21 protein-coding genes are annotated in these 22,543 nt (G+C 72.1%); 9 read left to right on the top strand and 12 right to left on the bottom strand.

Translation table 11 applies throughout. The features are described from left to right. Window positions 1-9: 9 nt before the first annotated feature. Window positions 10-378 (bottom strand): sterol carrier family protein, encoded by a 369-nt coding sequence (locus WFJ01_RS12775; protein WP_251447559.1) that lies wholly within the window; start codon window positions 376-378, stop codon window positions 10-12. A 69-nt stretch (window positions 379-447) separates the two neighbouring features. Here WFJ01_RS12775 and WFJ01_RS12770 point away from each other — a divergent pair, with 69 nt between their 5' ends. Further along, complete coding sequence (locus WFJ01_RS12770) at window positions 448-1,152, top strand: NUDIX hydrolase (RefSeq protein WP_251447562.1); 705 nt, start codon at window positions 448-450, stop codon at window positions 1,150-1,152. Between the two features lie 215 nt (window positions 1,153-1,367). After that, window positions 1,368-2,645, top strand: a complete 1,278-nt coding sequence (gene purD / locus WFJ01_RS12765; protein ID WP_336629236.1) for a phosphoribosylamine--glycine ligase — start codon at window positions 1,368-1,370, stop codon at window positions 2,643-2,645. Between the two features lie 158 nt (window positions 2,646-2,803). On the opposite strand, the gene WFJ01_RS12760 is transcribed toward purD, so the two are convergent. The 3 genes from WFJ01_RS12760 to WFJ01_RS12750 all read right to left on the bottom strand — a co-directional run bounded on the left by WFJ01_RS12760 (window position 2,804) and on the right by WFJ01_RS12750 (window position 5,561). Further along, window positions 2,804-4,291 (bottom strand): DHA2 family efflux MFS transporter permease subunit, encoded by a 1,488-nt coding sequence (locus WFJ01_RS12760; protein WP_292887882.1) that lies wholly within the window; start codon window positions 4,289-4,291, stop codon window positions 2,804-2,806. Continuing rightward, window positions 4,284-4,898: a PadR family transcriptional regulator gene (locus WFJ01_RS12755; RefSeq protein WP_336629235.1), complete on the bottom strand. Its 615-nt coding sequence runs from the start codon at window positions 4,896-4,898 to the stop codon at window positions 4,284-4,286. The genes WFJ01_RS12760 and WFJ01_RS12755 overlap by 8 nt, the downstream gene beginning before the upstream one ends. Window positions 4,899-4,979: 81 nt before the next feature. Continuing rightward, window positions 4,980-5,561 (bottom strand): GNAT family N-acetyltransferase, encoded by a 582-nt coding sequence (locus tag WFJ01_RS12750; protein WP_336629234.1) that lies wholly within the window; start codon window positions 5,559-5,561, stop codon window positions 4,980-4,982. Between the two features lie 54 nt (window positions 5,562-5,615). Between WFJ01_RS12750 and WFJ01_RS12745 the strand changes: the two genes are divergently transcribed. Together WFJ01_RS12745 and WFJ01_RS12740 are read left to right on the top strand one after the other, a co-directional pair. Continuing rightward, entirely contained in the window at window positions 5,616-6,491 is an 876-nt protein-coding gene (locus tag WFJ01_RS12745) for a phosphoribosylaminoimidazolesuccinocarboxamide synthase (protein ID WP_336629233.1), read from the top strand. A gap of 142 nt (window positions 6,492-6,633) precedes the next feature. Beyond that, window positions 6,634-7,980, top strand: coding sequence for a uracil-xanthine permease family protein (locus tag WFJ01_RS12740; protein WP_251447581.1), 1,347 nt, complete (start codon window positions 6,634-6,636; stop codon window positions 7,978-7,980). On the opposite strand, the gene WFJ01_RS12735 is transcribed toward WFJ01_RS12740, so the two are convergent. Then, window positions 7,981-8,670 carry a TetR/AcrR family transcriptional regulator gene (locus tag WFJ01_RS12735; RefSeq protein WP_336629232.1) on the bottom strand — a complete coding sequence of 230 codons (690 nt, stop codon included), beginning with the start codon at window positions 8,668-8,670 and terminating at the stop codon, window positions 7,981-7,983. A 103-nt stretch (window positions 8,671-8,773) separates the two neighbouring features. Between WFJ01_RS12735 and WFJ01_RS12730 the strand changes: the two genes are divergently transcribed. Both WFJ01_RS12730 and WFJ01_RS12725 read left to right on the top strand, forming a co-directional pair. Then, entirely contained in the window at window positions 8,774-9,649 is an 876-nt protein-coding gene (locus WFJ01_RS12730) for a DUF1266 domain-containing protein (RefSeq protein ID WP_336629231.1), read from the top strand. Next, complete coding sequence (locus WFJ01_RS12725) at window positions 9,646-10,722, top strand: hypothetical protein (RefSeq protein WP_251447589.1); 1,077 nt, start codon at window positions 9,646-9,648, stop codon at window positions 10,720-10,722. The genes WFJ01_RS12730 and WFJ01_RS12725 overlap by 4 nt, the downstream gene beginning before the upstream one ends. 261 nt (window positions 10,723-10,983) lie before the next feature. Here WFJ01_RS12725 and WFJ01_RS12720 read toward each other — a convergent pair whose 3' ends face one another. The 4 genes from WFJ01_RS12720 to WFJ01_RS12705 all read right to left on the bottom strand — a co-directional run bounded on the left by WFJ01_RS12720 (window position 10,984) and on the right by WFJ01_RS12705 (window position 15,642). After that, the gene (locus WFJ01_RS12720) at window positions 10,984-11,610 is read right to left on the bottom strand and encodes a response regulator (RefSeq protein ID WP_292887905.1); all 627 of its coding nucleotides are present in this window, start codon (window positions 11,608-11,610) and stop codon (window positions 10,984-10,986) included. Then, a complete protein-coding gene (locus tag WFJ01_RS12715) occupies window positions 11,607-12,875 on the bottom strand; it encodes a sensor histidine kinase (RefSeq protein ID WP_336629230.1) in 1,269 nt (422 codons plus the stop codon). The genes WFJ01_RS12720 and WFJ01_RS12715 overlap by 4 nt, the downstream gene beginning before the upstream one ends. 202 nt (window positions 12,876-13,077) lie before the next feature. Next, window positions 13,078-14,172 (bottom strand): LacI family DNA-binding transcriptional regulator, encoded by a 1,095-nt coding sequence (locus WFJ01_RS12710; RefSeq protein ID WP_336629229.1) that lies wholly within the window; start codon window positions 14,170-14,172, stop codon window positions 13,078-13,080. Between the two features lie 3 nt (window positions 14,173-14,175). After that, window positions 14,176-15,642 carry a GH1 family beta-glucosidase gene (locus tag WFJ01_RS12705; protein ID WP_336629228.1) on the bottom strand — a complete coding sequence of 489 codons (1,467 nt, stop codon included), beginning with the start codon at window positions 15,640-15,642 and terminating at the stop codon, window positions 14,176-14,178. A gap of 317 nt (window positions 15,643-15,959) precedes the next feature. On the opposite strand from WFJ01_RS12705, the gene WFJ01_RS12700 reads away from it, so the two are divergent. The 3 genes from WFJ01_RS12700 to WFJ01_RS12690 all read left to right on the top strand — a co-directional run bounded on the left by WFJ01_RS12700 (window position 15,960) and on the right by WFJ01_RS12690 (window position 19,018). Further along, window positions 15,960-16,826: an amidohydrolase family protein gene (locus WFJ01_RS12700; protein ID WP_336629227.1), complete on the top strand. Its 867-nt coding sequence runs from the start codon at window positions 15,960-15,962 to the stop codon at window positions 16,824-16,826. 147 nt (window positions 16,827-16,973) lie between these two features. Continuing rightward, complete coding sequence (locus tag WFJ01_RS12695; protein ID WP_336629226.1) at window positions 16,974-17,924, top strand: hypothetical protein; 951 nt, start codon at window positions 16,974-16,976, stop codon at window positions 17,922-17,924. After that, window positions 17,921-19,018 (top strand): phosphotriesterase family protein, encoded by a 1,098-nt coding sequence (locus WFJ01_RS12690; protein WP_336629225.1) that lies wholly within the window; start codon window positions 17,921-17,923, stop codon window positions 19,016-19,018. The genes WFJ01_RS12695 and WFJ01_RS12690 overlap by 4 nt, the downstream gene beginning before the upstream one ends. 99 nt (window positions 19,019-19,117) lie before the next feature. Here the strand turns inward: WFJ01_RS12690 and WFJ01_RS12685 are convergent, their stop codons facing one another. The 3 genes from WFJ01_RS12685 to WFJ01_RS12675 are packed head-to-tail and all read right to left on the bottom strand — an operon-like array spanning window position 19,118 to window position 22,441. Beyond that, complete coding sequence (locus tag WFJ01_RS12685) at window positions 19,118-19,801, bottom strand: hypothetical protein (RefSeq protein ID WP_336629224.1); 684 nt, start codon at window positions 19,799-19,801, stop codon at window positions 19,118-19,120. Between the two features lie 22 nt (window positions 19,802-19,823). Beyond that, a complete protein-coding gene (locus WFJ01_RS12680) occupies window positions 19,824-21,278 on the bottom strand; it encodes an aldehyde dehydrogenase family protein (protein WP_336629223.1) in 1,455 nt (484 codons plus the stop codon). Further along, window positions 21,275-22,441 (bottom strand): PrpF domain-containing protein, encoded by a 1,167-nt coding sequence (locus tag WFJ01_RS12675; protein ID WP_336629222.1) that lies wholly within the window; start codon window positions 22,439-22,441, stop codon window positions 21,275-21,277. The genes WFJ01_RS12680 and WFJ01_RS12675 overlap by 4 nt, the downstream gene beginning before the upstream one ends. Window positions 22,442-22,543: the final 102 nt, after the last annotated feature.

Raw genomic sequence — 22,543 nt, 5'->3', positions numbered from 1 at the left:
CGGAGCGGGTCAGTACCGCAGCGGCAGCAGCGCGGTGAGGTCGGCGCGCGTGCCCGAAGCCTGGATCCGGCCCCCCTCGACCGCGTCGTCCCAGGTCTCGGATCCGGTCGCGACGGCGATCCACGTCGCCGGATCCAGCTCCACGACGTTCGGCGGGGTGCCGCGGGTGTGCCGCGGGCCCTGCACGACCTGCACCGCGCCGAACGGCGGCACCCGCACCTCGACGCTGTTGCCGGGCGCCTTCTCGTCGAGCAGCTGCAGCAGGTAGCGCACCGCGGTCGCGTAGTCCGAGCGCGCGGGGCGCTCCCCCGCGGCAAGGGCGGTGCGGGCGGCGTCGAGCGCCGCGCGGCCCGCTGTCGTGTCGATCCTCGTCGCCATGGATCCAGCCTAGGCATCGCCAGGGACGGATCCGCCCACGACCCTGACCGCGGGCTTAGGCTCGATGCGATGGCCCTCACCCCGGACTCCGCCGCGCCCCGCGCCGGTGCCGACGCGCGCGCGGACCTGCTCTCCGCCTCGAGGTCGCCGCTCGCGCTCGATCACCGCCGTCTGGGCGGCGTCGACGCGGATGCGCACCCCGCGTCGGTGCTGATCCTGTTCGGCCGCCTCGACGACGAGGACGCCGACTCCGCGGCGACCACGGTCCCCGCCGATCTCGACGTGCTGCTGCAGCGCCGGGCGGCGACCCTCTCCTCGCATCCGGGCCAGGTCTCGTTCCCGGGCGGACGACGCGAGCCCGACGACGCCGACGCCGCGGCGACCGCCCTGCGCGAGGCGCAGGAGGAGACCGGGCTCGACCCGGTCGGCGTCGAGGTGCTCGCCACGCTGCCCGCCCTGCCGCTCGCGGTCAGCAACTTCCTCGTCACGCCGGTGCTCGGCTGGTGGCGCTCGCCGTCCCGCGTCGCGGCCGTCGACCATGCCGAGACGGTGGAGGTCTTCCGCGTGCCCGTCGCGACGCTGCTGGATCCGGCCACCCGGTACACCTCGACGCTGACCCGCGGCGGGATGACCTTCCGCGGGCCGGCGTTCGACGTCGACGGGACGATCGTGTGGGGGTTCACGGCGATGGTTCTCGATGCGGTCTTCGACGCCGCCGGATGGACGCTGCCCTGGGACCGCTCCGACGAAAGGCCGATCCGCCTCGAGGTGTGACGCGCACGGCGGAGGTCACGGGAGCATCCCGGCCGTTGTGCAGGGAGGGTCGGCCGTTCTGCAGGGGGACCCCGCCTGATTCGCCGGGATCTGCCCGGAAAACCGGACCAGTCCCTGCTCTCACCCTGCACAACGCGAGGCCGCCCTGCAGAACGGCCGAGCCTCGACGGAGACGACTCGCGAAACGCGCCGGGCACGCTCGGTAGGCTGGGCGGGTGAAGATCCTCGTCCTCGGTTCCGGTGCTCGTGAGCACGCGATCATCCTCGCCCTGCGCGCCGAGCAGGAGCGGCACGAGATCCTCTGCGCCCCCGGCAACGCCGGGATCGCACGGCACGCGACCCTGGTCGAGGTGGATCCGATGAACGGATCCGCGGTGCGCGCGTTCGCCGACGAGCACGGCGTCGACCTCGTGGTGATCGGGCCCGAGGCGCCGCTCGTCGCGGGCGTCGCCGATGTGGTGCGCGGCCACGGCATCCCCGTGTTCGGGCCCGGTCGGGCCGCCGCCCAGCTCGAGGGGTCGAAGGCGTTCGCGAAGCGGATCATGGAGGCGGCCTCCGTGCCGACCGGCCGCGCCGTGCGCGCGAGCTCCGCGGCCGAGGTGGAGGCGGCGTTCGACGCCCTCGGCGCCCCGTACGTGGTGAAGGCCGACGGCCTCGCCGCGGGCAAGGGCGTCATCGTCACGGACGACCGCGCGGCCGCACTCGCCCACGCCGAGCACTACCTGCCGCACGGCCCCGTGCTCATCGAGGAGTTCCTCACCGGCCCGGAGGTCTCGCTGTTCTTCCTCAGCGACGGCGACACCGTGCGCGCGCTGAGCCCGGCGCAGGACTTCAAGCGCGCCTTCGACGGCGACGAGGGGCCCAACACCGGCGGCATGGGCGCCTACTCTCCGCTGCCGTGGCTCGCCGAGCAGTTCGGCAGCGAGGCCGCGTTCGTCGACGAGGTCACGCGCACCGTGGCGCTGCCCGTCGTGAAGCAGCTCGACGCCGAGGGCACGCCGTTCATCGGCCTGCTCTACGCGGGTCTCATCCTCACCCCGGCCGGCGTGCGGGTGATCGAGTTCAACGCGCGCTTCGGCGATCCCGAGACCCAGGTGGTGCTGCCACGGCTGCGCACCCCGCTGTCCCGGCTCCTGCTCGCCGCGGCCACCGGGACCCTCGAGGACCAGCCGCAGCCCGTGTTCACCGACGACGTCGCGATCACCGTGGTGCTCGCCAGCGAGGGCTACCCCGAGGCACCGCAGACGGGACGGCCGATCGGGGGCCTGGCGGAGGCCGCCGCGGTCGAGGGCGTCGGCATCGTGCACGCCGCGACCGCCGCTCCCGACGCGCCGGACGGCGACCTCATCGCCACGGGCGGGCGCGTGCTGAACGTCGTCGCGACCGGATCCGACTTCGCCGATGCGCGAGCCCGCGCCTACGAGGCGATCGGACGGATCCGCCTCGACGGCGCGCACCACCGCACCGACATCGCCGCCCGCGTCGCGGAGTAATCCGGCACGTTCGCCAACGCCGCTCCGTGGAGCCCCTCCGCACGTCGACGCCCCCTCGCAGCCTCCACGCCCCCTCGTATTGACGTACGTACGAGGGGGCGTCGGCACTCAGAGGGGGCGTCGACGAGACAGCCGGGCGACGGGAGCGCCGCCGGCGCTCAGCGCGTGCGGAGGTGCTCCGGGCGCTTCATGAACAGGATCGCGACCACGCCCGCGGCGAGCACGATCGTGGGCAGGATCATCGTCTGCGACATCGCCGCGGAGAAGCCCTTGACCACGAACTCGGGCAGCTTGCCCGTGCCGAAGTCGCCTCCGTGGTCGGCGGCGCCCGGCAGGTTCTCGACGAGGCGGCTCTGCATGTAGGCCGCGATGGCGGCGGAGCCCAGCACCGACCCGATCGTGCGGGTGGTGTTGTAGATGCCGGCTCCGGCGCCCGCCTGGCGCGGCGCGAGGTTGCGCGTGGCCGTGGTGGCCAGCGGCCCCCACATGCCGGCCTGACCGATGCCCATGAGCGCCGAGGGCAGCAGGAACATGCCGATCGGGGTGTCGGGGTTCATCAGCAGCGCGTACCAGACGAGGGCGAGCACGGTCAGCCCGAGCCCGGGCACGAGCAGCACCCGCGGGTCGACGCGGTCGAGGATCCGCCCGGCGAGCGGCGCGAGCACGCCCGAGAGCACGGCCATCGGGATGAGCAGCAGGGCCGCCTGGGTCGGGGTGAGGCCCCGGGCGAGCTGATAGAAGAACATCATCGGCAGCGACATCGAGGTGACCGTGAAGCCCACCGCGGCGATGCCGAGGTTCGCCACGGAGAAGTTGCGGTCGCGGAACAGCTCGAGCGGCACGAGCGGCTCGCTGCGCGTCTTGGCCTGCTGCCACAGGAACACGGCCATCACGACGACGCCGGCGCCGATCATCGTCCAGATCCAGCCAGCCCAGTCGTAGTGTTCGCCCTCCTGGAGCGCGAACACGATGAGGAAGAGGCCGATCGCGCTGAGGAAGACGCCGACGATGTCGAAGCGGTGCTCGTGCGTCTGCAGGCGCGGGACGAGGATCCACGCGAGCACGAAGCCGATCACGCCGACCGGGAGGTTGATGAAGAAGATCCACTCCCAGCCGAAGGCGTCCACGAGCAGTCCGCCGGCCAGCGGGCCGACCAGCGTCGCGACTCCGGCGGTCGCGCCCCACAGCCCCATGGCGGCGCCGCGGCGCTCGGCGGGGAACGTGCGGGTGATGACGGCCATGGTCTGCGGCGTCATCAGGGCGGCGCCGAGACCCTGCACGGCACGGAACGCGACCAGCGCGGCGAGCGAGCCGGACAGGCCGCAGCCAAGCGAGGCGAGCGTGAAGATCGTGAGACCGATGAGGTAGATGTTCTTCGGGCCGAACCGGTCGCCGAGGCGCCCCGTGATGAGCAGCGGAACCGCATAGGCGAGCAGGTAGGCGCTGGTCACCCACACGACGTTGTCGAGGTTGTTCGTCGACGGGTCGAGCGCGGCCTTGATGGCCGGGTTCGCGACCGACACGATCGTGGTGTCGACGAGGATCATGAAGAAGCCGATGACGAGCGCCCAGAGGGCGGGCCACGGGCTCTTCGGCTTGTGGCCGGCGGCGTACGCGCCGGTCGACGTGCTGACGGATTCAGCCATCGTGGTGAGCCTTTCGCTTGGCAAGAAGGTGGTCCGGATCCGGCCCCCACGCGAAGTCGGGGGCGGCGATCCGGGGGATGAGGGCATCGAGCCATTCGATCTCCGCCTGCAGCATGAGGCGGTGGCGGATCGGCTCGAGGAGGTACTGCTCCGGCACGTCACGGGTCGCGGCGCCGTCCAGCCCGGCGCCGATCGCCTCGAGCTCCTGCCGGAGGAGCGCGAGCCGCTGGGTGAGCAGGTCGACGGCCTCGGCCCGCTCGAGGTTGTGCGCCTCGGCCAGGGCCACCCGGAACGACGTCCGCCGCCGGCTGCCCCCGAGCTCGCGACGCACCCACTCGCGCACGGACTCCGTGCCCGCCGGGGTGACGGCGTAGGTCGTGCGCTCGGGGCGGTTGCCGTCGCGGTCGACGCCGACCTCCTCGAGCAGTCCCTGCCCGTGCAGGCGGGAGACCGTGTGATAGAGCGTGCCGTTGGAGATCGGGATGATCCGGTCGTCGCGACGGGCGCGGAGCAGCCGCGCCATCTCGTACGGGTGCATGTCGCCCTCGCTCAGCAGCGCGAGCACCATCACCCCGAGGGGCGTGAGCACCGGATCCTTCACGATCATTCCATCCCAACTAGTCCATGTGGACTATCCGTGTAGGACTATACGCCCGAACGATCGCCGACGCCAGTCCCGAGGCTCGGGTCACCGCAGCGCCGTGGCGAGCTGGACGGCAGACAGCGGGCGATCCGCATAGACGAGCCGCATCACGGCGGGATCGGGGTTGCCCGCGTCCGGGGCACGGTGCACGAGAGACAGGCCGGCCTTCTCCGCGACCGCCGCGGACGGACGGTTGTGCTCGACGAGGAAGGCGATCACCGGCACCTCGGGCATGACCTCGGCCGCCGCCGCCCTCGCCGCGCGGGCGAGCTCGGTCGCATAGCCGTGCCCGTGGTGGTCGGCCGAGAGCCGGTAGCCGAGGTTCCAGACGCGCGCCGCGGGGTCGTCGGGGTCGGAGGCGAGCAGCGTGCAGCCGCCGTTGCCGATCATCTGTCCCGTCTCCCGCAGCCGTACCGTCCAGCTGCCGAGCCCCGCGCGCTCCCAGCTGCGCCACCAGCGCTCCATCATCGTCCCGATCTGCTCGGGCGCGGTGGGGCGCAGGCTCGGGAAGTGCGTCCAGACCCGGGGATCCGCATTGACCGCGAACACGTCCGCGAGGTCGTCGGGGACCGGCCGGCGCAGCAGGAGGCGGTCGGTCGTGATCTCGAGGGGGAAGTCGGTGCCCACCGGGGCAACCTACGCGGGGCCACGGACATCGACGGGCACCGCGATAATGGACGCGTGAGCACACCCCTCGATCTCCCCGGCTGGCGTCACCTCTACTCCGGCAAGGTCCGCGACCTGTACGCCCCGGAGGATCCGGCGGACGAGCGGCTGCTCGTCGTCGCCAGCGACCGGGTGAGCGCCTTCGACTTCGCGCTCGAGCCGCCGATCCCGGAGAAGGGCGCCCTGCTCACCGCGCTCAGCCGCTGGTGGTTCGACCGGCTGGCCGAGGGGGCGGATCCGATTCCGAACCACCTGGTCGACGGCGACGTCCCGCCCGAGGTCGCCGACCGGGCGATGCTCGCGAGGAAGCTCGACATGCTCCCGATCGAGTGCGTCGTGCGCGGCTACCTGACCGGATCCGGCTGGGCGGAGTATCAGGCGGACGGCACGGTGTGCGGCATCCCGCTGCCGGCCGGCCTGCACAACGGCGACCGCCTGCCCGAGCCGCTGTTCACCCCGGCCTACAAGGCGCCGATGGGCGAGCACGACGAGAACATCACCTTCGCCCGCACCGAGGAGCTCGTCGGGCCCGAGCGCGCCGCGCAGCTGCGCGACGTCTCGCTCGCCGTGTACCGCCGCGCCGCGTCGATCGCCGAGGAGCGCTGGCTCATCCTCGCCGACACGAAGTTCGAGTTCGGCGTCGACGAGGACGGCACCCTCCGCCTGGCGGACGAGGTGCTGACGAGCGACTCGTCGCGGTACTGGGACGCCGAGGCCTGGCGGACCGGATCCACCCCCGCCGAGCGGATGGCGAGCTTCGACAAGCAGATCGTGCGCGACTGGCTCTCCGCGCACTGGGACAAGCAGGGCACGCCGCCGGTGCTGCCCGAGGACGTCGTCGCCCGGACGGCCGCCCGCTACGCCGAGCTCCTGGCGCGCCTGACGGCCTGACCCCGCACATTCGAGTCGTCCCCCTGAGCACGGGCCATAGGTCGTGCTCAGGGGGACGACTCGGAGGTGGTGGCCCACACCTCCCAGGGAACGTTCAGGATAGGGTTTCCCCAGCCCCCTCCCCCGATCCCGAGGAGTCCGCATGGCCCTGTGGAAGATCCACGGCGACGGGCGCACGGTCGAACCCGGCGCCGTCGTCCGCCCCGATGAGCGCCTGAACTGGCCCGCGACGATCGCGATCGGCGTGCAGCACGTCGTGGCGATGTTCGGCGCGACGTTCCTGGTGCCGATCCTCACCGGGTTCCCCGTGCCGACCACGCTGCTGTTCAGCGGCATCGGCACGATCCTGTTCCTGCTCATCACCCGCAACAAGCTGCCCAGCTACCTCGGATCCTCGTTCGCGTTCATCGCTCCGGTGACGGCGGCGACCGCCGCGCACGCGACCGGCGCCGACAAGGGCATCGGCGCCGCGCTCGCCGGCATCGTCGCGGTCGGCGTGCTGCTCGCGATCATCGGCGTCGTCGTGCACGTCGCCGGCGTGAAGTGGGTGGACCGCTTCCTGCCGCCCGTGCTCGCCGGCACGATCGTCGCGCTGATCGGGTTCAACCTCGCCGGTGCCGCCTACGGCAACTTCGCCCAGGCGCCGATCACGGCGACCTTCACCCTCGCGATCACCATCGTGTTCGCCGTGCTCTTCCGCGGCTTCCTGGGGCGGATCTCGATCTTCCTCGGAGTGATCGCGGGGTACGTCTTCGCGGCGTTCCGCGGCGAGCTCGACTTCTCCGCCGTCGACAAGGCCGCCTGGGTGGGCCTGCCGACCTTCCACCTGCCCGACTTCGGCACCCCGACCGTGTGGAGCGGCATCGCGATGTTCCTGCCCGTCGTGCTCGTGCTCATCGCCGAGAACGTCGGACACGTGCGGGGCGTGGCGACCATGGTCGAGGATCCGGAGATCAACGCGCAGACCGGGAAGGCGCTCATCGCCGACGGCGTCTCGACAACCCTCGCCGGATTCTTCGGCGGATCCGGCACGACGACCTACGGCGAGAACATCGGCGTCATGGCCTCGACCCGCGTGTACTCGACCGCGGCGTACTGGGTGGCCGGCATCGCCGCCATCCTGCTGAGCCTGTCGCCGAAGTTCGGCGCCATCATCAACTCGGTGCCGCCGGGCGTCCTCGGCGGGATCACCACCGGCCTCTACGGCCTCATCGGCGTGATCGGCATCAAGATCTGGGTCGACAACCGCGTCGACTTCTCGCGGCCGGTGAACCAGTACACGGCGGCCGTCGCGCTCATCATCGCCGTCGGCGGCTTCTCGATCTCGATCAAGGACTCGGGCTTCATGCTCGGCGGCATCGTGATCGCCACGGTCGCCGCGATCGTCATCTACCACGGCGGCAACGCGATCGCCCGGCTGCGCCGGAGCGGGGCGGACGATCCGCGTCCGCTCGAAGGGGTCGGCCCGATGGGCGGCGACCCGGCCTGATCAGTCCGAGGCCCGCGTCCGCGGCTCGGATTCCGAGCCGGGCGCGGGCTTCGTCGCACCCGGCAGCGGCGCCGCGGGCTCGGGCAGCCCGTAGCTGCGGTGCACCCAGCGGCGCGCAGCCTCGAGCGGGTAGGAGTCGCCGTAGACGATGCACTGCCCGACGATCCCGTCGAGCAGGCTGCGCAGCATGATCTCCTCCATCGCCGGGTCCGCCGCGCCCCGCTCCCGGAAGATCGCCCGCACCGCGTCCTCGGCCGCGGCCACGCCCTCGACGTGGCGCCGCTCGGCGGCGGCGAACAGTGCGCGGGTGGTCGGCTGCTGCTGCAGGGCGACGACCACGCGCTGCAGCGGGAGGGCCACCGCCGTCATCCCGAGCGCCGTGTCGATGATCGCCGCGAGCCGCACCTCGGCAGGAAGGTCGTCCGGCGCCGGGGCCACGGGTTCCAGGCCCTCGCCGCGCGCGATCCCGAGCAGCATCGCGAACCAGCGGTCGATGACCGCTGCGATGAGCTGCTCCTTGCCGCCGAAGTAGTAGTTCACCAGCCCCTGCGCGACGCCGGCGCGACGCGTGATGTCGGCGATGGTCGCCCCCTCGACCCCGTGCTCCGCGAACACGTCGATCGCCGCCTGGAGCAGGGCCTCGTGCGAGCGCTCCCGGGCGATGCGGTTCTGCTCGGGGGAGCGTGCCATGCGCGGGCGCCTTCCGGATCCGTTTCCGGGTGTCGGATCCATTCGCTAGATTAATAACTGAATGCTCATTCAACCTACGAGAATCCCGCACGGAAGGCCTCCCATGCACCCCAGCGCCCGCGTGGACCTGAACGACCTCGGAAGCGTCGTCGGCTGGCTCATCGCGCAGTGGTGGGTCTGGGTGATCGTCGGCGTCGTCGTGCTGTTCTTCCTCGTGATCTGGATCATGCCGGCCGCGAAGGTGAAGCCGTCCGAGAAGTTCTCGACGGATGACCGCGAGGCCGACGAGATCGCCCTCGGCTTCCTGCAGATCGTGAACATGCCGTCGGGCCCCTGGAACGATCCGACCGCGCCCGCGCTCAGCGCGAACGACAAGAAGCACCTCGTCGAGATGTGGGGCGTGCCCACGCGGGAGAGCTGGCTCGCCGCCATCGACCGCCTCGTGACCGTGCGCCGCCGCCGCGACGTCTGGGTGACCTGCCTGTCCCTCCGCGCCGAGCTCGCGCAGCGCCTCGGGCACGTCCCGAAGGCGAAGGAGTGGATCGCGGCGATCGTCGAGGCCGGCGGAGACAAGCGCGACGCCCGCGGCTTCGTCACCGCGATCGAGAGCGTCGAGGCCCAGGTGCGCAAGCTCGTCGGGAAGGACATCGTGACGCCCGACCTGTACGTGCGCACCCTCGACGGCTACGCCCTGGGTCAGGCGGTGGGCCTGACGACCTGGGGCGTCGCGCTCGGCCACGCCGACGTGCCGGAGGCCAGGGCGATCATCCGCCGCATCAACGAGGAGGGCCGCCCCGCGTTCTCCTCCTGGGCGGACTTCGGCCTCAGCTACATCGTCGGCCGCGTCATGCACTGGAGCGACGGCAGCATCGGCGAGAAGACCTTCGACAAGTACGGCGACGGGTGGAGCGAGTTCAAGGCCGCCGCGACGGCGAAGCGCAACGGCCCCTGGGCGTCGCTGCCCTGGCGCATCGGGTGAGCGCGGCGACACCGAGCGCACCCCGGCCGGACGCGGAACCCCTGCGGATCGAGCTCGCGCCGCTGCGATCGACACCGGGCATCGGCACTCTGCTCGGCTATGAACGGGCGGCCGGGATCCCCCTGCACCGCCGGTTCTTCACGGTGCTCGCGGGGGTGCTCCTGCTCACGGCGGCGATCGTCGTCGCGCTCTGGTGGCTGGGCCGGATCGGGATGCTCGAGCGGGTGCCGCTGCTCGCCGGATTCGGGGTGTTCTACGGACTGCTCGGGGCGGCGGGCTTCCTCTGGTACGCCGTGGCGCTCTCGCGTCGCGCGAAGCTCGCGCTCTTCGCGTGGACCAACGGCTGGGCGTACGCCGATCTGCTGCAGGACACCCGACGGCCCGGCGCGGCGTTCACGCGCATGCGGCGGTCGATGGAGCGCGGCGTGGTCGCCTCGGACGACCCGCGGATCCCGTTCGAGCTCGGGATCGTCCATTCCGTCGGCAGCCGGGACGAGGGGGCGACCCTGCAGCGTCCGTTCGGCTTCGTGGAACTGCCGCTGCCGGTCAAGGTGCCGCACATCGTGCTGCGGAACCGCCGCCGCAGCATCGTGCCGACCCTCGGCCTGCGCGGCGCCAGGATGGACCTCGAGGGGCACTTCGCCACGACGTTCCAGCTGCTCGTGCCCGAGGGATACCAGCGCGACGCGCTGTACATCTTCACGCCCGACCTCATGGCGCGTGTGCTCGACCTCGGTGCGGCGGGCGAGCTCGAGCTCGTCGAGGACCGCGCCTACCTGTACCTTCCCGCGCGCACCCGGTTCGACGCACCGGACGTCATGCGCGGGATCATCGAGCTCGCGGAGGAGCTACACCGTCGCCTCGCGGCGCGGACCGCAGCCTACCGCGACGAGACCGCCGTCCCGATCGCGCACGGGGAGGGCGTGACGATCGGGCTCGGCGGACAGCGCCTCGGCGGGCAGGGCGTGTCCCTGCTCGCCGTCGCCGCCACGTCGGCGGCGGTGATCCTCTCGGCGGGGATCACCGCGTTCGCGCTGTTCGGGGGGAACCTCCTGCGATCCTTCGGAGGGTGATCGCAGGACGCCGGAGCACTGGGGATCCGGCGCCGACGCCCCGCCCTCCGGTCCCCCGGCCGGGGGCGGGGCGCGCTCCGCATACGGGGCGACGGGCGCCGGGCGCGGGGCGCGTGACGCCGGGGGTGTGACGATCAGCACACCCTGCGACGATCAGCACACGGATCCACGTCAACACGTGTGCGGATCGTGACGGAGTGTGCAGATCGTGACAGGCGTCCCGTCCGGACGGATCCGACCCGGCCGCGGATCCCGCGCGCGTCAGCGTCGGATGATGCGCTGCTCGATCGCCGCCGCCACGGCGCCGGCCCTGGTGTCGACGCCGAGCTTGCCGTAGATGTGCGACAGGTGCGACTTCACCGTCGCCTCCGAGACGAAGAGCGCCTTCGCGAGCTCGCGGTTGCCGAGCCCGTCCGCGAGCAGCTCGAGCACCTCCACCTCGCGCTCCGTCATCCGCGGCTCCGGAGACGAGGCACGGCGCATGAGCACCGCGGCGACCGAGGGCGCGAGCGCGGGCTCTCCCCGGTGCACCGCGTGGATCCCGGCGAACAGCTGGTCCGGCGGGGTGTCCTTGAGGAGGTAACCGGCGGCCCCGGCGTCGAGCGCGCGCAGGATGTCGGACTCGCTGTCGTAGGTGGTGAGCACGAGCACGGCCGGCGGATCCGGCAGCGCGCGGATGCGGCTCGTCGCGGCGATGCCGCCCTCGCCGTCGCCGAGGCTGAGGTCCATCAGCACGACGTCCGGCCGCTCGGCCCCGACCGCCTGCACCGCCTCGTCGGCGCTGGATGCCTCGCCCACCACGACGAGGTCATCGGCCGATTCGACCAGCGCCCGCACGCCCGCGCGCACCACCGGGTGGTCGTCGACGAGCACGATCCTCAGGGTCATCGGTCCTCCTCCTGCGGATCCGCGCCCCGCGGGAAAACCAGCGACACCGTCGTCCCCTCTCCCGGGGTGCTCTCCACCTGAAGCTCGCCGCCGAGCTGCGCGATGCGGTCCGCCATGCCGCGGATCCCCTGTCCCCGCCCGGCCGCGCGGCGCTGCGCGGCCAGGGCGGCCATGGCGGCGGGGCGGGCGTCGAAGCCGACGCCGTCGTCGCGCACGTCGAGGCGCAGCTCATCGGGCTGCACGGTCAGGCTCACCACCGCCCGGGACGCGCGAGCGTGCTCGGCGACGTTCGCGAGCGCGCCCCGTACGGTGCGGATGATCGCCGATGCGACCGGCAGCGGAACCTCCGCCATGCCCGCCCCGTCGACCGCGCCGTGGCTGACGAGCTGCACGTGCACGCCGTCGCCCGCAGCCTCCGCGACGACGCGGGCGAGGGCCGCGGGGAGCGAGCCGGCGGCGCCCTCGAGCTCGCCCGGAGCGAGATCGCGCACCACCCGGCGCACCTCGTCCAGCGCCGAGCGCGCGGCGCCGGCGGCCGAGCGCACCTGCTCGCGCGCCGCGTCCGGTCGGCGATCCCAGCCCTGCTCGGCCGCCTGCAGCAGCAGATTGATGCTGGACAGATCCTGCCCCACGGAGTCGTGGATCTCGCGCGAGAGCCGGGCCCGCTCGGCGAGCGCCCCCGCACGGTGCTGCGCGGCGGAGAGATCGGCCTGGGTCGCCGTCAGCTCGTCGAGCAGCTGCTGGCGGGCGCGGGCCTCGCGGTCCAGCGCCCGATAGGCGACGATCGTCGCGAATGCGATCCCGATCGGCCCGGCCACGAGCGTCGGGTCGAGCTGCACCGCCAGCCGCAGTTCGGCCGCGATCACGACGGCGGTCATCGCCGCGACCAGCGTCGTCGCCGGCCAGAACGGGAGGATCTGCAGCACGGCGAAGGCGAGGGGCACCGCGCACCAGGCGAACGACGGGGCGACGAGGGTGAGCACGGCCCAGAGCGTGCTCGCCGCGAGCGTCCACACCGCGGGCCACGCACCCCGGCGCGGCACCACGCCCTGCAGCACCGCCATGACGGCGAGCACCGCGGCACCGGCCATGATCGCGATCGCGTTCTCGCCCTCCCCGTGCCGGAGGAGATACCGGATCGCGCTCACCACGATCAACGCGATCAGCACGAGCTGCAGCGCCCGTCCGAAGCGCACGGGAGCGAGGATTCCGCGCACGCCGTCGCGGACGACGACCTCGTCGCGCGGCTCTCCTCGGGGATCCATGGCCACAGCCTACGGACGCGGAATCCGGATCCACATCATCCGATCGGCCAGGATCCGGCCCGAAGTACACATCGCAGGCAGGCGCCGCCCCCGGCCGGTACTCGGACCGATCCGCCGAACTCAGGCTGGACCGCGCGTGACGGCCTCCACACCCCACGGCTGCGGCTCCGGGGCCGGATCCAGCCTGAATACGGTCCTCGCGTCAGGCGGACCCGCGCACCACCAGCTCGGTGCCGAGGATGGTGCGCCGGGGCGGGGCGGCTCCGGTCAGCCGGTCGATGAGCACGCCGGCGAGCGCCTCCCCCTGCGCATGCATCGGCTGGCGGATGGTCGTGAGCGGCGGATCCGTCGACAGCGCCACGGCCGAGTCGTCGAAGCCCACGACCGCGACGTCCTCCGGGATGCGCAGACCCGCCCCGCGCAGGGTGCGCAGCACGCCGCGCGCCATGAGGTCGCTGGCCGCGAACACCGCGTCGGGAAGGCCTCCGCCCGGCTCGCCGGCACGGGAGAGGAGCTCCTCCGCAGCCTGGACGCCGCTCGCCTCGGAGTAGTCGCCGGCGAGCTCGGCGAACGGCGCGAGCCCGACCTCGGCCAGTCCCTCGCGGAACCCCTCGAGACGGTCGACGGCGCCGGCCATCGACAGCGGTCCGGTCACGGTCGCGATCCGGCTCCGTCCCGTGGCGATCAGGTGCGCGACGGCCTGGCGTCCGCCCGCGACGTTGTCGACGTCGACGAAGAAGTCGGCGTCGCCGCCGGTCGAGCGCCGTCCGCCGAAGACGACCGGAACCGCCTCGACGATGCGGTCGACGAACGCGTCGCTGGTGTGGTGCGAGAGGATGATCGCACCGTCGACGCCGCCGTTGCGCACGAACCCCGTCATCCGCCCGCCCGGGTCGTCGCTCGCGATGAGCAGGTTCAGGATGTAGTCCGAGCGCGCGATGCGGTCGCCGATGCCCGCCACGACCGCGCCGAAGTACGGATCTCCGAAGAAGCGGCGGGTGTCCTCCGGCACCACCAGCGCGATCGCATGGGTCTGCCGCAGGGCCAGCGAGCGCGCCGCGCGATTCGGCACGTACCCCAGCCGGGCGATCGCGTCCTGCACGGCGGCGAGCGCCTCGGGGCTCACCGCGGACGATCCGTTCACGACGCGCGACACGGTCGAGCGGGAGACGCCGGCCGCGTCCGCGACCTCTTCGATCGTGGCGCGGCCCGGCCGATCCGGATCCGGCACCCGGGTCCCCGGTCGGGGATCGTCACCGGCGGATCCGGCCCGCCGTGCGCCCGGCCGATCGACCATCGCTCAGACCGCCCGGGCGGCGATGATCCGCGCGTACTCGCGTCCGGAGTCCTTCACGATCCGCTCCTGGGTGTCGTAGTCCACCCGCACGATGCCGAAGCGCTTGCCGTAGCCGAAGGACCACTCGTAGTTGTCCAGCAGGGACCAGGCGAAGTAGCCGCGCACGTCCACGCCCTCGTCGATCGCGTCGAAGGTCGCCGCGACGTGCTCGCGCAGGAACATCGCCCGCTCCGCGTCGTGCACGGCGCCGCCCGTCACCGCTCCCGTCGCGGGGTCGAGCCGGCCGCCCTCCAGGACGTCGTCGTAGGCGGCGCCGTTCTCGGTCACGTAGAGCGGCAGCCCGGGCGCGTACTCGGTGCCGATCCGCCGCAGCAGCCGGGTGAGCCCTTCCGGCTGCACCTCCCAGTCCATGCCGGTGCGGGGCAGTCCCCGCTCGACCCAGTGCACGTCGTCGGCGGCGGGGAACGGCGAGCGGGTGCGCCGCGCGCCATCGCCGGCGCCGTCGTGCGGGGTGCCCTCGGCGCCGGGCTGCGGCGTGCCGGAGAGCAGCTCGCCGTGGTAGTAGTTGATGCCCAGGCAGTCCAGGGGCGTGGCGATCGTGTCGAGATCGCCCTCCTGGATCGCCGCGGCCCAGCGCCGCACGGCCACCGGATCCACGTCCCGGATGTCCGAGACCACGTCGGCGGGGTAGGCGCCGCGGAGGACCGGATCCAGGAACCAGCGGTTGAACTGGCCGTCGATGCGCCGGGCCGCGTCGACGTCGGCGGGGTCGCGCGGGTCGGCCGGGTCGGCGACCGTGAGGTTGAGCGTGACGCCGAGGTCGAGCTCCGGGTCCCGCGCCCGCAGCTCCTGGATCGTGCGGCCGTGCGCGAGCAGCAGGTGGTGTGCCGCGAGCATGCCGTCCTCGATGCTGGTCCGCCCCGGGGCGTGCACGCCCGCCGTGTAGGAGAGGAACGACGAGCACCACGGCTCGTTCAGCGTGGTCCAGTGCTGCACGCGGTCGCCGAGCGCGTCGTGCACGCTGAGCGCGTAGTCGACGAACCGGTCGACCGTGTCGCGGGCGGTCCAGCCGCCCTTCTCCTCGAGCGCCTGCGGCAGGTCCCAGTGGTAGAGCGTGAGCCAGGGCACGATGCCGCCCGCGAGCAGCTCGTCGACGAGGCGGTCGTAGAAGGCGAGCCCCGCCGGATTCACCGCGCCCCCGTCGGGCCGCACCCGCGCCCACGAGGTAGAGAAGCGATAGGCCTGCAGGCCCAGCTCGCCCATGAGCCGCACGTCATCGGCGTAGCGGTGGTAGTGGTCGCACGCGATATCGCCGGTGTCGCCGTTCTGCACGGCTCCGGGAACCCGGGCGAACGCGTCCCAGATCGATGCGGTCCGGCCCTCCTCGAAGGCGGCGCCCTCGATCTGGTACGCCGCGGTCGCGGCTCCGAAGAGGAAGCCGTCCGGGAATCGACGGGGGGACGCGTTCATCGCTCTCCTTCGCTCGGCGCGCCGTTCGGGCGGCACGATGGTGGGGCAGAGGTGCGTGGGAGCGCTCCCACGCGATCCGCGCCAGACTATGGGAGCGCTCCCACGCCTGTCAACACCTTCCCCGGGCGGGCGGGGAGGGCGGTCGGAGAGGCCGGGCGTGGCGGTCGACGTCTTCCTCGCCCGCGGTTCCCACCGTCCGAACTCTTGACACCACCTCGATCCAATTGTGTACACTCGTACACAATTGGATGGTGCGGCACTCTGCCGGAGAGGCGACGACCCCCGCGCCGTCGCTCAGACGATCGCGAAGGAGCGCCATGTTCATCCTCGACACCCAGGTCCACATGTACCTCCCGAATTCGCCGGAGCACCCCTGGCCCGATTACGGCGATCCGGCGCCGGACGGCTCGCATGGATCGACCCCGACCGAGATCCTGCCCGCCATGGATGAGATCGGCGTGAGCGCGACGGCGATCGTTCCGGCGATCTGGGCCGGCGACGACAACCGCCCCGCGCTGCGGTGGGCCGCCGAGCATCCGGACCGCCTGGGCGTGATGGGCCGATTCGACCTGTGGGATCCGGATCGGACGCGCATCGAGCGCTGGTTCGATGACCCCGGCATGCGGGGCATCCGCATGAGCTATCCGAGCTTCCGCGGACGCGACTGGCTCGACGTCGATCGCTTCGCCTGGTTCTGGGCCGAGGCCGAGCGACTCGGGATCCCTCTCATGCTGCTGATCTTCGGACAGGAGGTGCGCAAGGTCGCCGCGATCGCGGAACGCCATCCCGGCCTGCCCCTCATCATCGACCACATGGGGCTGCTCATCGGGCAGCGCACGGGATTCGACGCCTGGGCGCACATCGACGATCTCTTCCCGCTCACGGCGTACCCGAACGTCTTCCTGAAGTTCTCCTCGATCCCCGACTACACCGATGAGGAGTACCCGTATCCCTCGCTCACCCCGATGCTGGAGCGCATCGTGGACGGGTACGGACCGGAACGTCTCATGTGGGGATCCGACACCACCCGGGTGGTCCGCGCGAGCTACCGGGAGATCCTCGACCACACACGGTACGAACTGGGCTTCCTCGGCGCGAGCGAGAAGGAGTGGATCCTCGGCCGCACGGCGGCGACCGTGCTGAGGTGGCCGCGGCCCGAGGCGGGCTGGGACTGGGAGCGCTGAGCGATGCCCCGCATGACGGCGGGCACCGCGACGACCGTTCTCGGCCCTCGGCCCCCCGCCGAACTCGGCCCGGTGCTGCCCGGCGAGCACGTCTTCGGCAGTTTCTCACCCCCCTGGGACCACGCGCGGGCGTGGACGGTGGCGAAGATGAGACGCCCCCTCACCGCCGCGGAGCGAACGCGCTATGAGGCCGCGCTCAGCCTGCCGCTGCTGACGACGCTCACGACCGGCTCCCCGAACCGCGCCGACGAGACCCTCGATGACGAGGCGCTCGCCGTGGACGAGGTGCTCGACGCATCCGCTCTCGGCATCCGCACGATCGTCGACGCGACCACCGCCGATCGCGGGCGCTCCCCCGCCGCCCTGCGCCGCCTCGCGCTCCGCACCGACGTGAACGTGGTGATGGGCGCCGGCTGGTTCCACCCGGCATGGGCCGCGGGGCTCGACGGACGCGGAGTCGACGACGTGGCCGACGAGATCGTGCGAGAGCTCGAGCTCGGCGTCGCCGGTGTGCGCGCCGGCCTGATCGGCGAACTGGCACCGCTCGACCCGCGCGTCCCGGACGAGGCGCTGCTGCTCACCGCCGCGGGGCGGGCCGCCCGACGCAGCGGTGCGCCCGTGATGATCCGGCTCCCTGCGGATCCCGAGGCCCGATCCGCCGTGATGGCGGCGTTCGCCGACGAAGGAGTGCCTCCGGACCGGATCGCCTTCTCGCACTCCGATGCACTCGCGGCCCGGCCGGATGAACTGCTGTCGGTGCTGGAGGCGGGGTGCCGCGTGCTGTTCGGCCGCCTGGGTCGCATCATCACCGCGGACAGCGAGGCCGACGATCAGGAGGTCGCAGCGGCGATCGTGCGCCTGGCGGACCAGGGGCATCTCGAACGGCTGCTGGTGTCTTCCGGCGTCGCTCGCGCGCATCATCTGCGCACCTACGGGGGCAGCGGCTATGCGGCCGTGCCGCGTCAGTTCCTCTGGATCCTCGAGCACTTCGGCGGGGGAGAGCTCCTTCCCGCCCTGACGACGACGAACCCGCAGGACTGGCTCACCATCGCCTCCGCCGCCCTGCCCACGAGCACCATGACGGAGCCCCGCCCATGACCTCATCCCCTTTCGTGTACGACCCGCTGACCGGGCTCGACGTCCCCGACCTGCGCGGGATGGCGCTCACCGTGGACGGGCCCGTCGACCCGGCGACGCTCGGCGTCACCCTGATGCACGAGCACCTCTTCCTCGACCTGCGGAGGCCGGCGTGGGGGCGGCGCCCCGGCGAGGACGCGCCGGAGGCGGCGGAGCCGTTGAGCCTGAAGAACCTCGCACGGACGCGGCAGGGTGGACCGCTGGCGGCGAACGACCTCATCGGCGACGTCGCAGAGATGCTTCCCGAGGTGCTGGCCTTCCGCGATGCGGGCGGCGGCACCATCGTCGACGTGACGAGCCGTCCGATCGGCCGGGACCCGCGATCACTCCGGCGCATCGCACGGGCCTCCGGAGTCCAGGTCGTGATGGGCGCCGGCTGGTACTCGCCGCGTTTCCATCCCCCGGAGATGGATCGCCGAACGGTCGACGACCTGACAGCCGAGACGGTGCACGACATCGTCGTCGGCGCAGACGGCACGGGAATCCGTTCCGGCGTCATCGGCGAGATCGGTGCCGAGAACCTTCCCCTCACCGACAACGAGTGGAAGATCACCCGCTCGGCGGCACGCGCGGGGCGCATCACCGGGGCTCCGCTCACCTTCCACTGCGGCGGCCACGGCGACGAGCGCCTGCGGGTGCTCGACGCGATCGCCGAAGAGGGTCTCGGCGCGGACCGCGTGGTCTTCGGCCACGTGAACGATCTCGCCGTCGAGCAGGCAGCTGCGCTGCCGCTGCTGCGCCGCGGCGCAACGATCGAGTTCGATTTCCTCGGCACCACCGGCAGCCGTCGGCTGCACCGGCTGCCGATCGGCGATCATCGTGTGGCACGCGGCGTGGCCGAGCTGGTCTACGCCGGCTTCGCCGGTCAGCTCCTGCTCGCCCACGACGTCTGTCAGCGCATCCAGCTGCAGCAGTACGGCGGGCAGGGCTTCACCTACATCTCGGACCACTTCCTTCCTGCGCTCCGCCGCCACGGCGTGCCCGAGGACGCGATCACGCAGATCATGGTCGGCAACCCCGCGCGCCTGCTCGCGTTCGATGCGCCCCGGCCCTGACGTCCCCTCGCCACGCCTGAACCCGGAAGCCGCGCGAGCCGCACCCGCACGGGCGGCTCGCGCGGCCGGTCTCCACGCCCCTCGGGATCGGTGCCGAGGTCAGATCACGTCGTAGCGGAGGCGCCAGGCCGTGTCGCGGTGCTCCCACGCGTACGGCCCGCTGGAGTAGTTCGGCACGCCCTCCGCACTGCGCGGCGAGATGCGCGCGGTCGGGCCGCTCTCGTACACCGCGAGATAGCGCGGACCGGATCCGCCGACGACAGCTCGACGTTCGTAGCGTCCCGCGCGCTGCCAATCCCAGTCATGCAGGACCTCCGGGAGGTGCGTGCCGTTGTAGAAGGCGTTGAACTCCTCGACCTGCTCCGCCGTGGCGTCCGCTGCGGGCGTCATCCCCACCAGCACCAGTTGCGCCCCCTCCGGCTCCGGCGTTCCCACGGTCAGGAAGCGCTCGAACAGCAGCCGCCAGCGCGGAGCGAAACCGACGCCGTCGGGCCAGGGCCGCGCCTCGCGCGCCGCGGTGAACACGTCCGCGTCGAGCTCGAGAGGTACGCGGAAGGCCGCGACGTACCGGGCGCCGATGTCGCCACGGGCGTCCTGCTGCGCGAGGCGCAGCCCCGTCATGGTCGCCGGATCCAGCCCTTCGACCTCCGCGGCGGTGACGAGCGCACGTCGCGCCTCGTCCGCGGGGTCCACATCCTCCGAGGGCACACCGGAGACGGGGTCGACGCCGACCCAGTAGAGCCGGGCGGAGGGGAAGTCGTCGGAATCGTGCGTCATCGTCATCGTCATCGCTCCTGAGGTCGGATCAGCCCAGCAGGCCGCCGGTCGAGGCCAGCCGGATGCCCACGAAACGCAGCTCCGACATCTCCTCCATCGCGTACTCGACTCCCTCGCGTCCGATGCCGCTGAGCTTGCGGCCGCCGAACGGATAGTTGTCCTGCCGGTACCGCGAGGAGTCGTTGATCCACAGCGCACCCACGTCGATCTCACTCGCGGCGCGGAACGCCGTCTGCAGATCGTTGGTGAACAGGCCCGCCTGCAGGCCGAACCGGCTGTCGTTGACGAGGGCGAACGCCTCCTCGATGGTGTCGAAGGCGGCGAGCGTGGCGATCGGCCCGAAGGCCTCCTCGCAGCTCAGCGCCGCCTCGGCCGGGACGTCTCGCAGCACCGTCGGACGGATGGTCCGCTCGTGACACTCCCCGCCGGTGAGCACGGTCGCACCCAGAGACTTCGCCTGATCGATCCACTCGAGCAGCTGCTCGAGATGCGAGGCCGAAGCGAGCGGGCCGATCTCGGTCTCGGGATCCCGGGGATCACCGATCACCATCGCCTGGGCCGCACGGACGAGCTCGGCCGAGAACTCCTCGATGATCGAGGAGTGCACGATGAGCCGCTGCGCCGAGATGCATGCCTGCCCCGAGGAGAGGAACGCACTCGTCGCAAGGGTGCGTGCGGTGGCCACCGGATCCGCGTCCGCGCAGACGACGTTGGCCGCGCTGGAGCCGAGCTCGAGCGTGAGCTTCTTCAGCCCGGCGGTCGCAGCGATCGCGCGGCCGGTGGCGACGCCCCCGGTGACGGTGACCATCCGCACCCGGTCGTCCGTGACGAGCGGCCGCGCGGCGTCGTCGACGGAGCCGATGACCACGTTCAGGGCGCCCGCGGGGAGGCCCGCATCGCGCACGATCTCTGCGAGCATCAGCGCCGAGACCGGCGTCTGATCGGCGGGCTTCATGACCACCGCGTTACCCATCGCCAGTGCCGGCGCGACCTTGTTCGCCGCCAGATTGATCGGCGAGTTCGACGGGACGATCGCGGCGATCACACCGACCGGCACGCGCATCGTGTACCCGAAACGGCCTTCACCCCCGGGCACCGAGTCCATCGGAAGCACCGCTCCGATCGGCATCGTCGCGACGAGATCCGCGGCCATGGAGAACAGCTGGGCGGCTCGTCCGATCTCGCGTCGCGCGTCGCGGACGGGCTTGCCGCCCTCCTCGACGACCGTGTCGACGAGCTCGTCGTGGCGCGCCCGGATGCCGTCGGCGATGCGGCGCAGAGCGGCGGAGCGCTCGTGGGCGGGCAGATGCCGCAGCACCTCGCCGTGGGCGCGCGCGGCGCTGCGGATCGCCGCCTCCACGTCGGCGGGCGAGGCCGAGGCGATCCTCGCGACGACGTGGTCGTCGTAAGGGCTGCGCACGACCAGCGTCGCACCGGAGCCGAGTCGCTCCGCGTTGTCGATCCAGATGCCCCGCTCGCTCATGCCCGGCTCCTCACGTCCATCCCATCCTCGCTGACGATGTCGACCCAGTCCCGTCCCACGAACAATGTGGCGTCGGCGAGCCGGCGTGCCGAACGCACGCTGTCGACGGCCTGCGCCGATCCGTCCGTGCCCCGCTCGACCCCGAGCCGGACGGATCCCGCGAACGTGCCGATCGAGAACTCGCACGCCGGCGCCTGCGCGGACGCGCGCAGCAGCGAGTGCACGGCGCTGCCCTCGATCCCCGCCGCGGCGGCCACGGCGACCGCGCTGGTGATGCCGATCGCCGGGTGGAGCTCGGTCATCGAGACCATGCGGGCCTCGATGTCCGCCCCGGACTCGCTCGCGGCGGGCCCGACGATGCCGACTTTGGGCACCGCCTGTCCCCCGCCGGGCAGACCCATCCGCGCGGCGGCGGCCTGCCGGAATCGCATGAGCCACGGCAGCAGCTCGGCCACCGCGGGCCGTGATGACAGACCGCCCTCGAAGCCGATCTCATCGACCGAGACCAGAGCGGTGGGGGATCCGGCGTCGATCATGGTGCTCAGCACCCGTTTCCCGTCGACGATGAGCACGTCCACGGGACTGCCGGTGGGCAGGGTCCGGCCGTACTCGGACCATGTCGGCGGACTCCAGCGCAGCACGACCCGCACGCCGGGGTACACGGTGCCCGGCACGATCTCGTCGCCGTCATGCGGCGGGACCTGTGCGTCGGGGGTCTGGACGACGGCCTCCAGCACGAGTCCGGAGTGGCGGTTGATGAGAGTGAGCGTGGTGGCCGGCGCGGTGAGCGGCACGAGCCCCTCCTGCACGGCGTAGAGCGCGACGGCCGAGGCGCAGTTGCCGCAGTTGCTGTCCCACTCGACCCGCTGCGTGGCGACGCTGACCTGAGCGAGCTCGTATTCCACGACCCCGTCGAAGGCACCCGCCGCGTCGACGATCATCGCCTTGCTCGTCGTGGACGTGCCGCCGCCGACTCCGTCGATCTGACGCTGGTCCGGTGACCCGAACAGCCGCAGGAGCAGAGCATCGCGCGCCGCGAGGTCGATGGGGAGGTGATCGTCGCGCAGAATCCAGCACTTGCTCGTGCCTCCGCGCATCCACACGGCGGGGATGCGGGCGTCGCGCCTCAGTTCCTCGTCGAGCGCGAGCGTTTCATGTTCCATGTTGCGTTCCTTTGCACACGGTGCGGTACTTGCGTGTACGATTGTACACAATGAAATCCATTCGCTGTCAACCTCGTGCCGAGGCCCGGTTCTCCGGCCTTC

The organism is Microbacterium sp. MMO-35, from assembly GCF_037147555.1.
Classification (GTDB): Bacteria; Actinomycetota; Actinomycetes; order Actinomycetales; family Microbacteriaceae; genus Microbacterium.
Note: the sequence above shows the minus strand (reverse complement) of the source record. Positions and strands in the feature narration are given on the sequence as shown.

What these genes read in the sequence shown, in the direction of transcription:
- WFJ01_RS12695 (WP_336629226.1), top strand. Translation starts at nt 16,974, where the DNA reads ATGAGACGCCCCCTCACCGCCGCGGAGCGAACGCGCTATGAGGCCGCG.
- WFJ01_RS12770 (WP_251447562.1), top strand. Translation starts at nt 448, where the DNA reads ATGGCCCTCACCCCGGACTCCGCCGCGCCCCGCGCCGGTGCCGACGCG.
- WFJ01_RS12755 (WP_336629235.1), bottom strand. Translation starts at nt 4,898, where the DNA reads ATGATCGTGAAGGATCCGGTGCTCACGCCCCTCGGGGTGATGGTGCTC.
- WFJ01_RS12730 (WP_336629231.1), top strand. Translation starts at nt 8,774, where the DNA reads ATGCACCCCAGCGCCCGCGTGGACCTGAACGACCTCGGAAGCGTCGTC.
- WFJ01_RS12720 (WP_292887905.1), bottom strand. Translation starts at nt 11,610, where the DNA reads ATGACCCTGAGGATCGTGCTCGTCGACGACCACCCGGTGGTGCGCGCG.
- WFJ01_RS12685 (WP_336629224.1), bottom strand. Translation starts at nt 19,801, where the DNA reads ATGACGATGACGCACGATTCCGACGACTTCCCCTCCGCCCGGCTCTAC.
- WFJ01_RS12735 (WP_336629232.1), bottom strand. Translation starts at nt 8,670, where the DNA reads ATGGCACGCTCCCCCGAGCAGAACCGCATCGCCCGGGAGCGCTCGCAC.
- WFJ01_RS12760 (WP_292887882.1), bottom strand. Translation starts at nt 4,291, where the DNA reads ATGGCTGAATCCGTCAGCACGTCGACCGGCGCGTACGCCGCCGGCCAC.
- WFJ01_RS12740 (WP_251447581.1), top strand. Translation starts at nt 6,634, where the DNA reads ATGGCCCTGTGGAAGATCCACGGCGACGGGCGCACGGTCGAACCCGGC.
- WFJ01_RS12675 (WP_336629222.1), bottom strand. Translation starts at nt 22,441, where the DNA reads ATGGAACATGAAACGCTCGCGCTCGACGAGGAACTGAGGCGCGACGCC.
- WFJ01_RS12705 (WP_336629228.1), bottom strand. Translation starts at nt 15,642, where the DNA reads ATGAACGCGTCCCCCCGTCGATTCCCGGACGGCTTCCTCTTCGGAGCC.
- WFJ01_RS12775 (WP_251447559.1), bottom strand. Translation starts at nt 378, where the DNA reads ATGGCGACGAGGATCGACACGACAGCGGGCCGCGCGGCGCTCGACGCC.
- WFJ01_RS12690 (WP_336629225.1), top strand. Translation starts at nt 17,921, where the DNA reads ATGACCTCATCCCCTTTCGTGTACGACCCGCTGACCGGGCTCGACGTC.
- WFJ01_RS12710 (WP_336629229.1), bottom strand. Translation starts at nt 14,172, where the DNA reads ATGGTCGATCGGCCGGGCGCACGGCGGGCCGGATCCGCCGGTGACGAT.
- WFJ01_RS12680 (WP_336629223.1), bottom strand. Translation starts at nt 21,278, where the DNA reads ATGAGCGAGCGGGGCATCTGGATCGACAACGCGGAGCGACTCGGCTCC.
- WFJ01_RS12700 (WP_336629227.1), top strand. Translation starts at nt 15,960, where the DNA reads ATGTTCATCCTCGACACCCAGGTCCACATGTACCTCCCGAATTCGCCG.
- WFJ01_RS12715 (WP_336629230.1), bottom strand. Translation starts at nt 12,875, where the DNA reads ATGGATCCCCGAGGAGAGCCGCGCGACGAGGTCGTCGTCCGCGACGGC.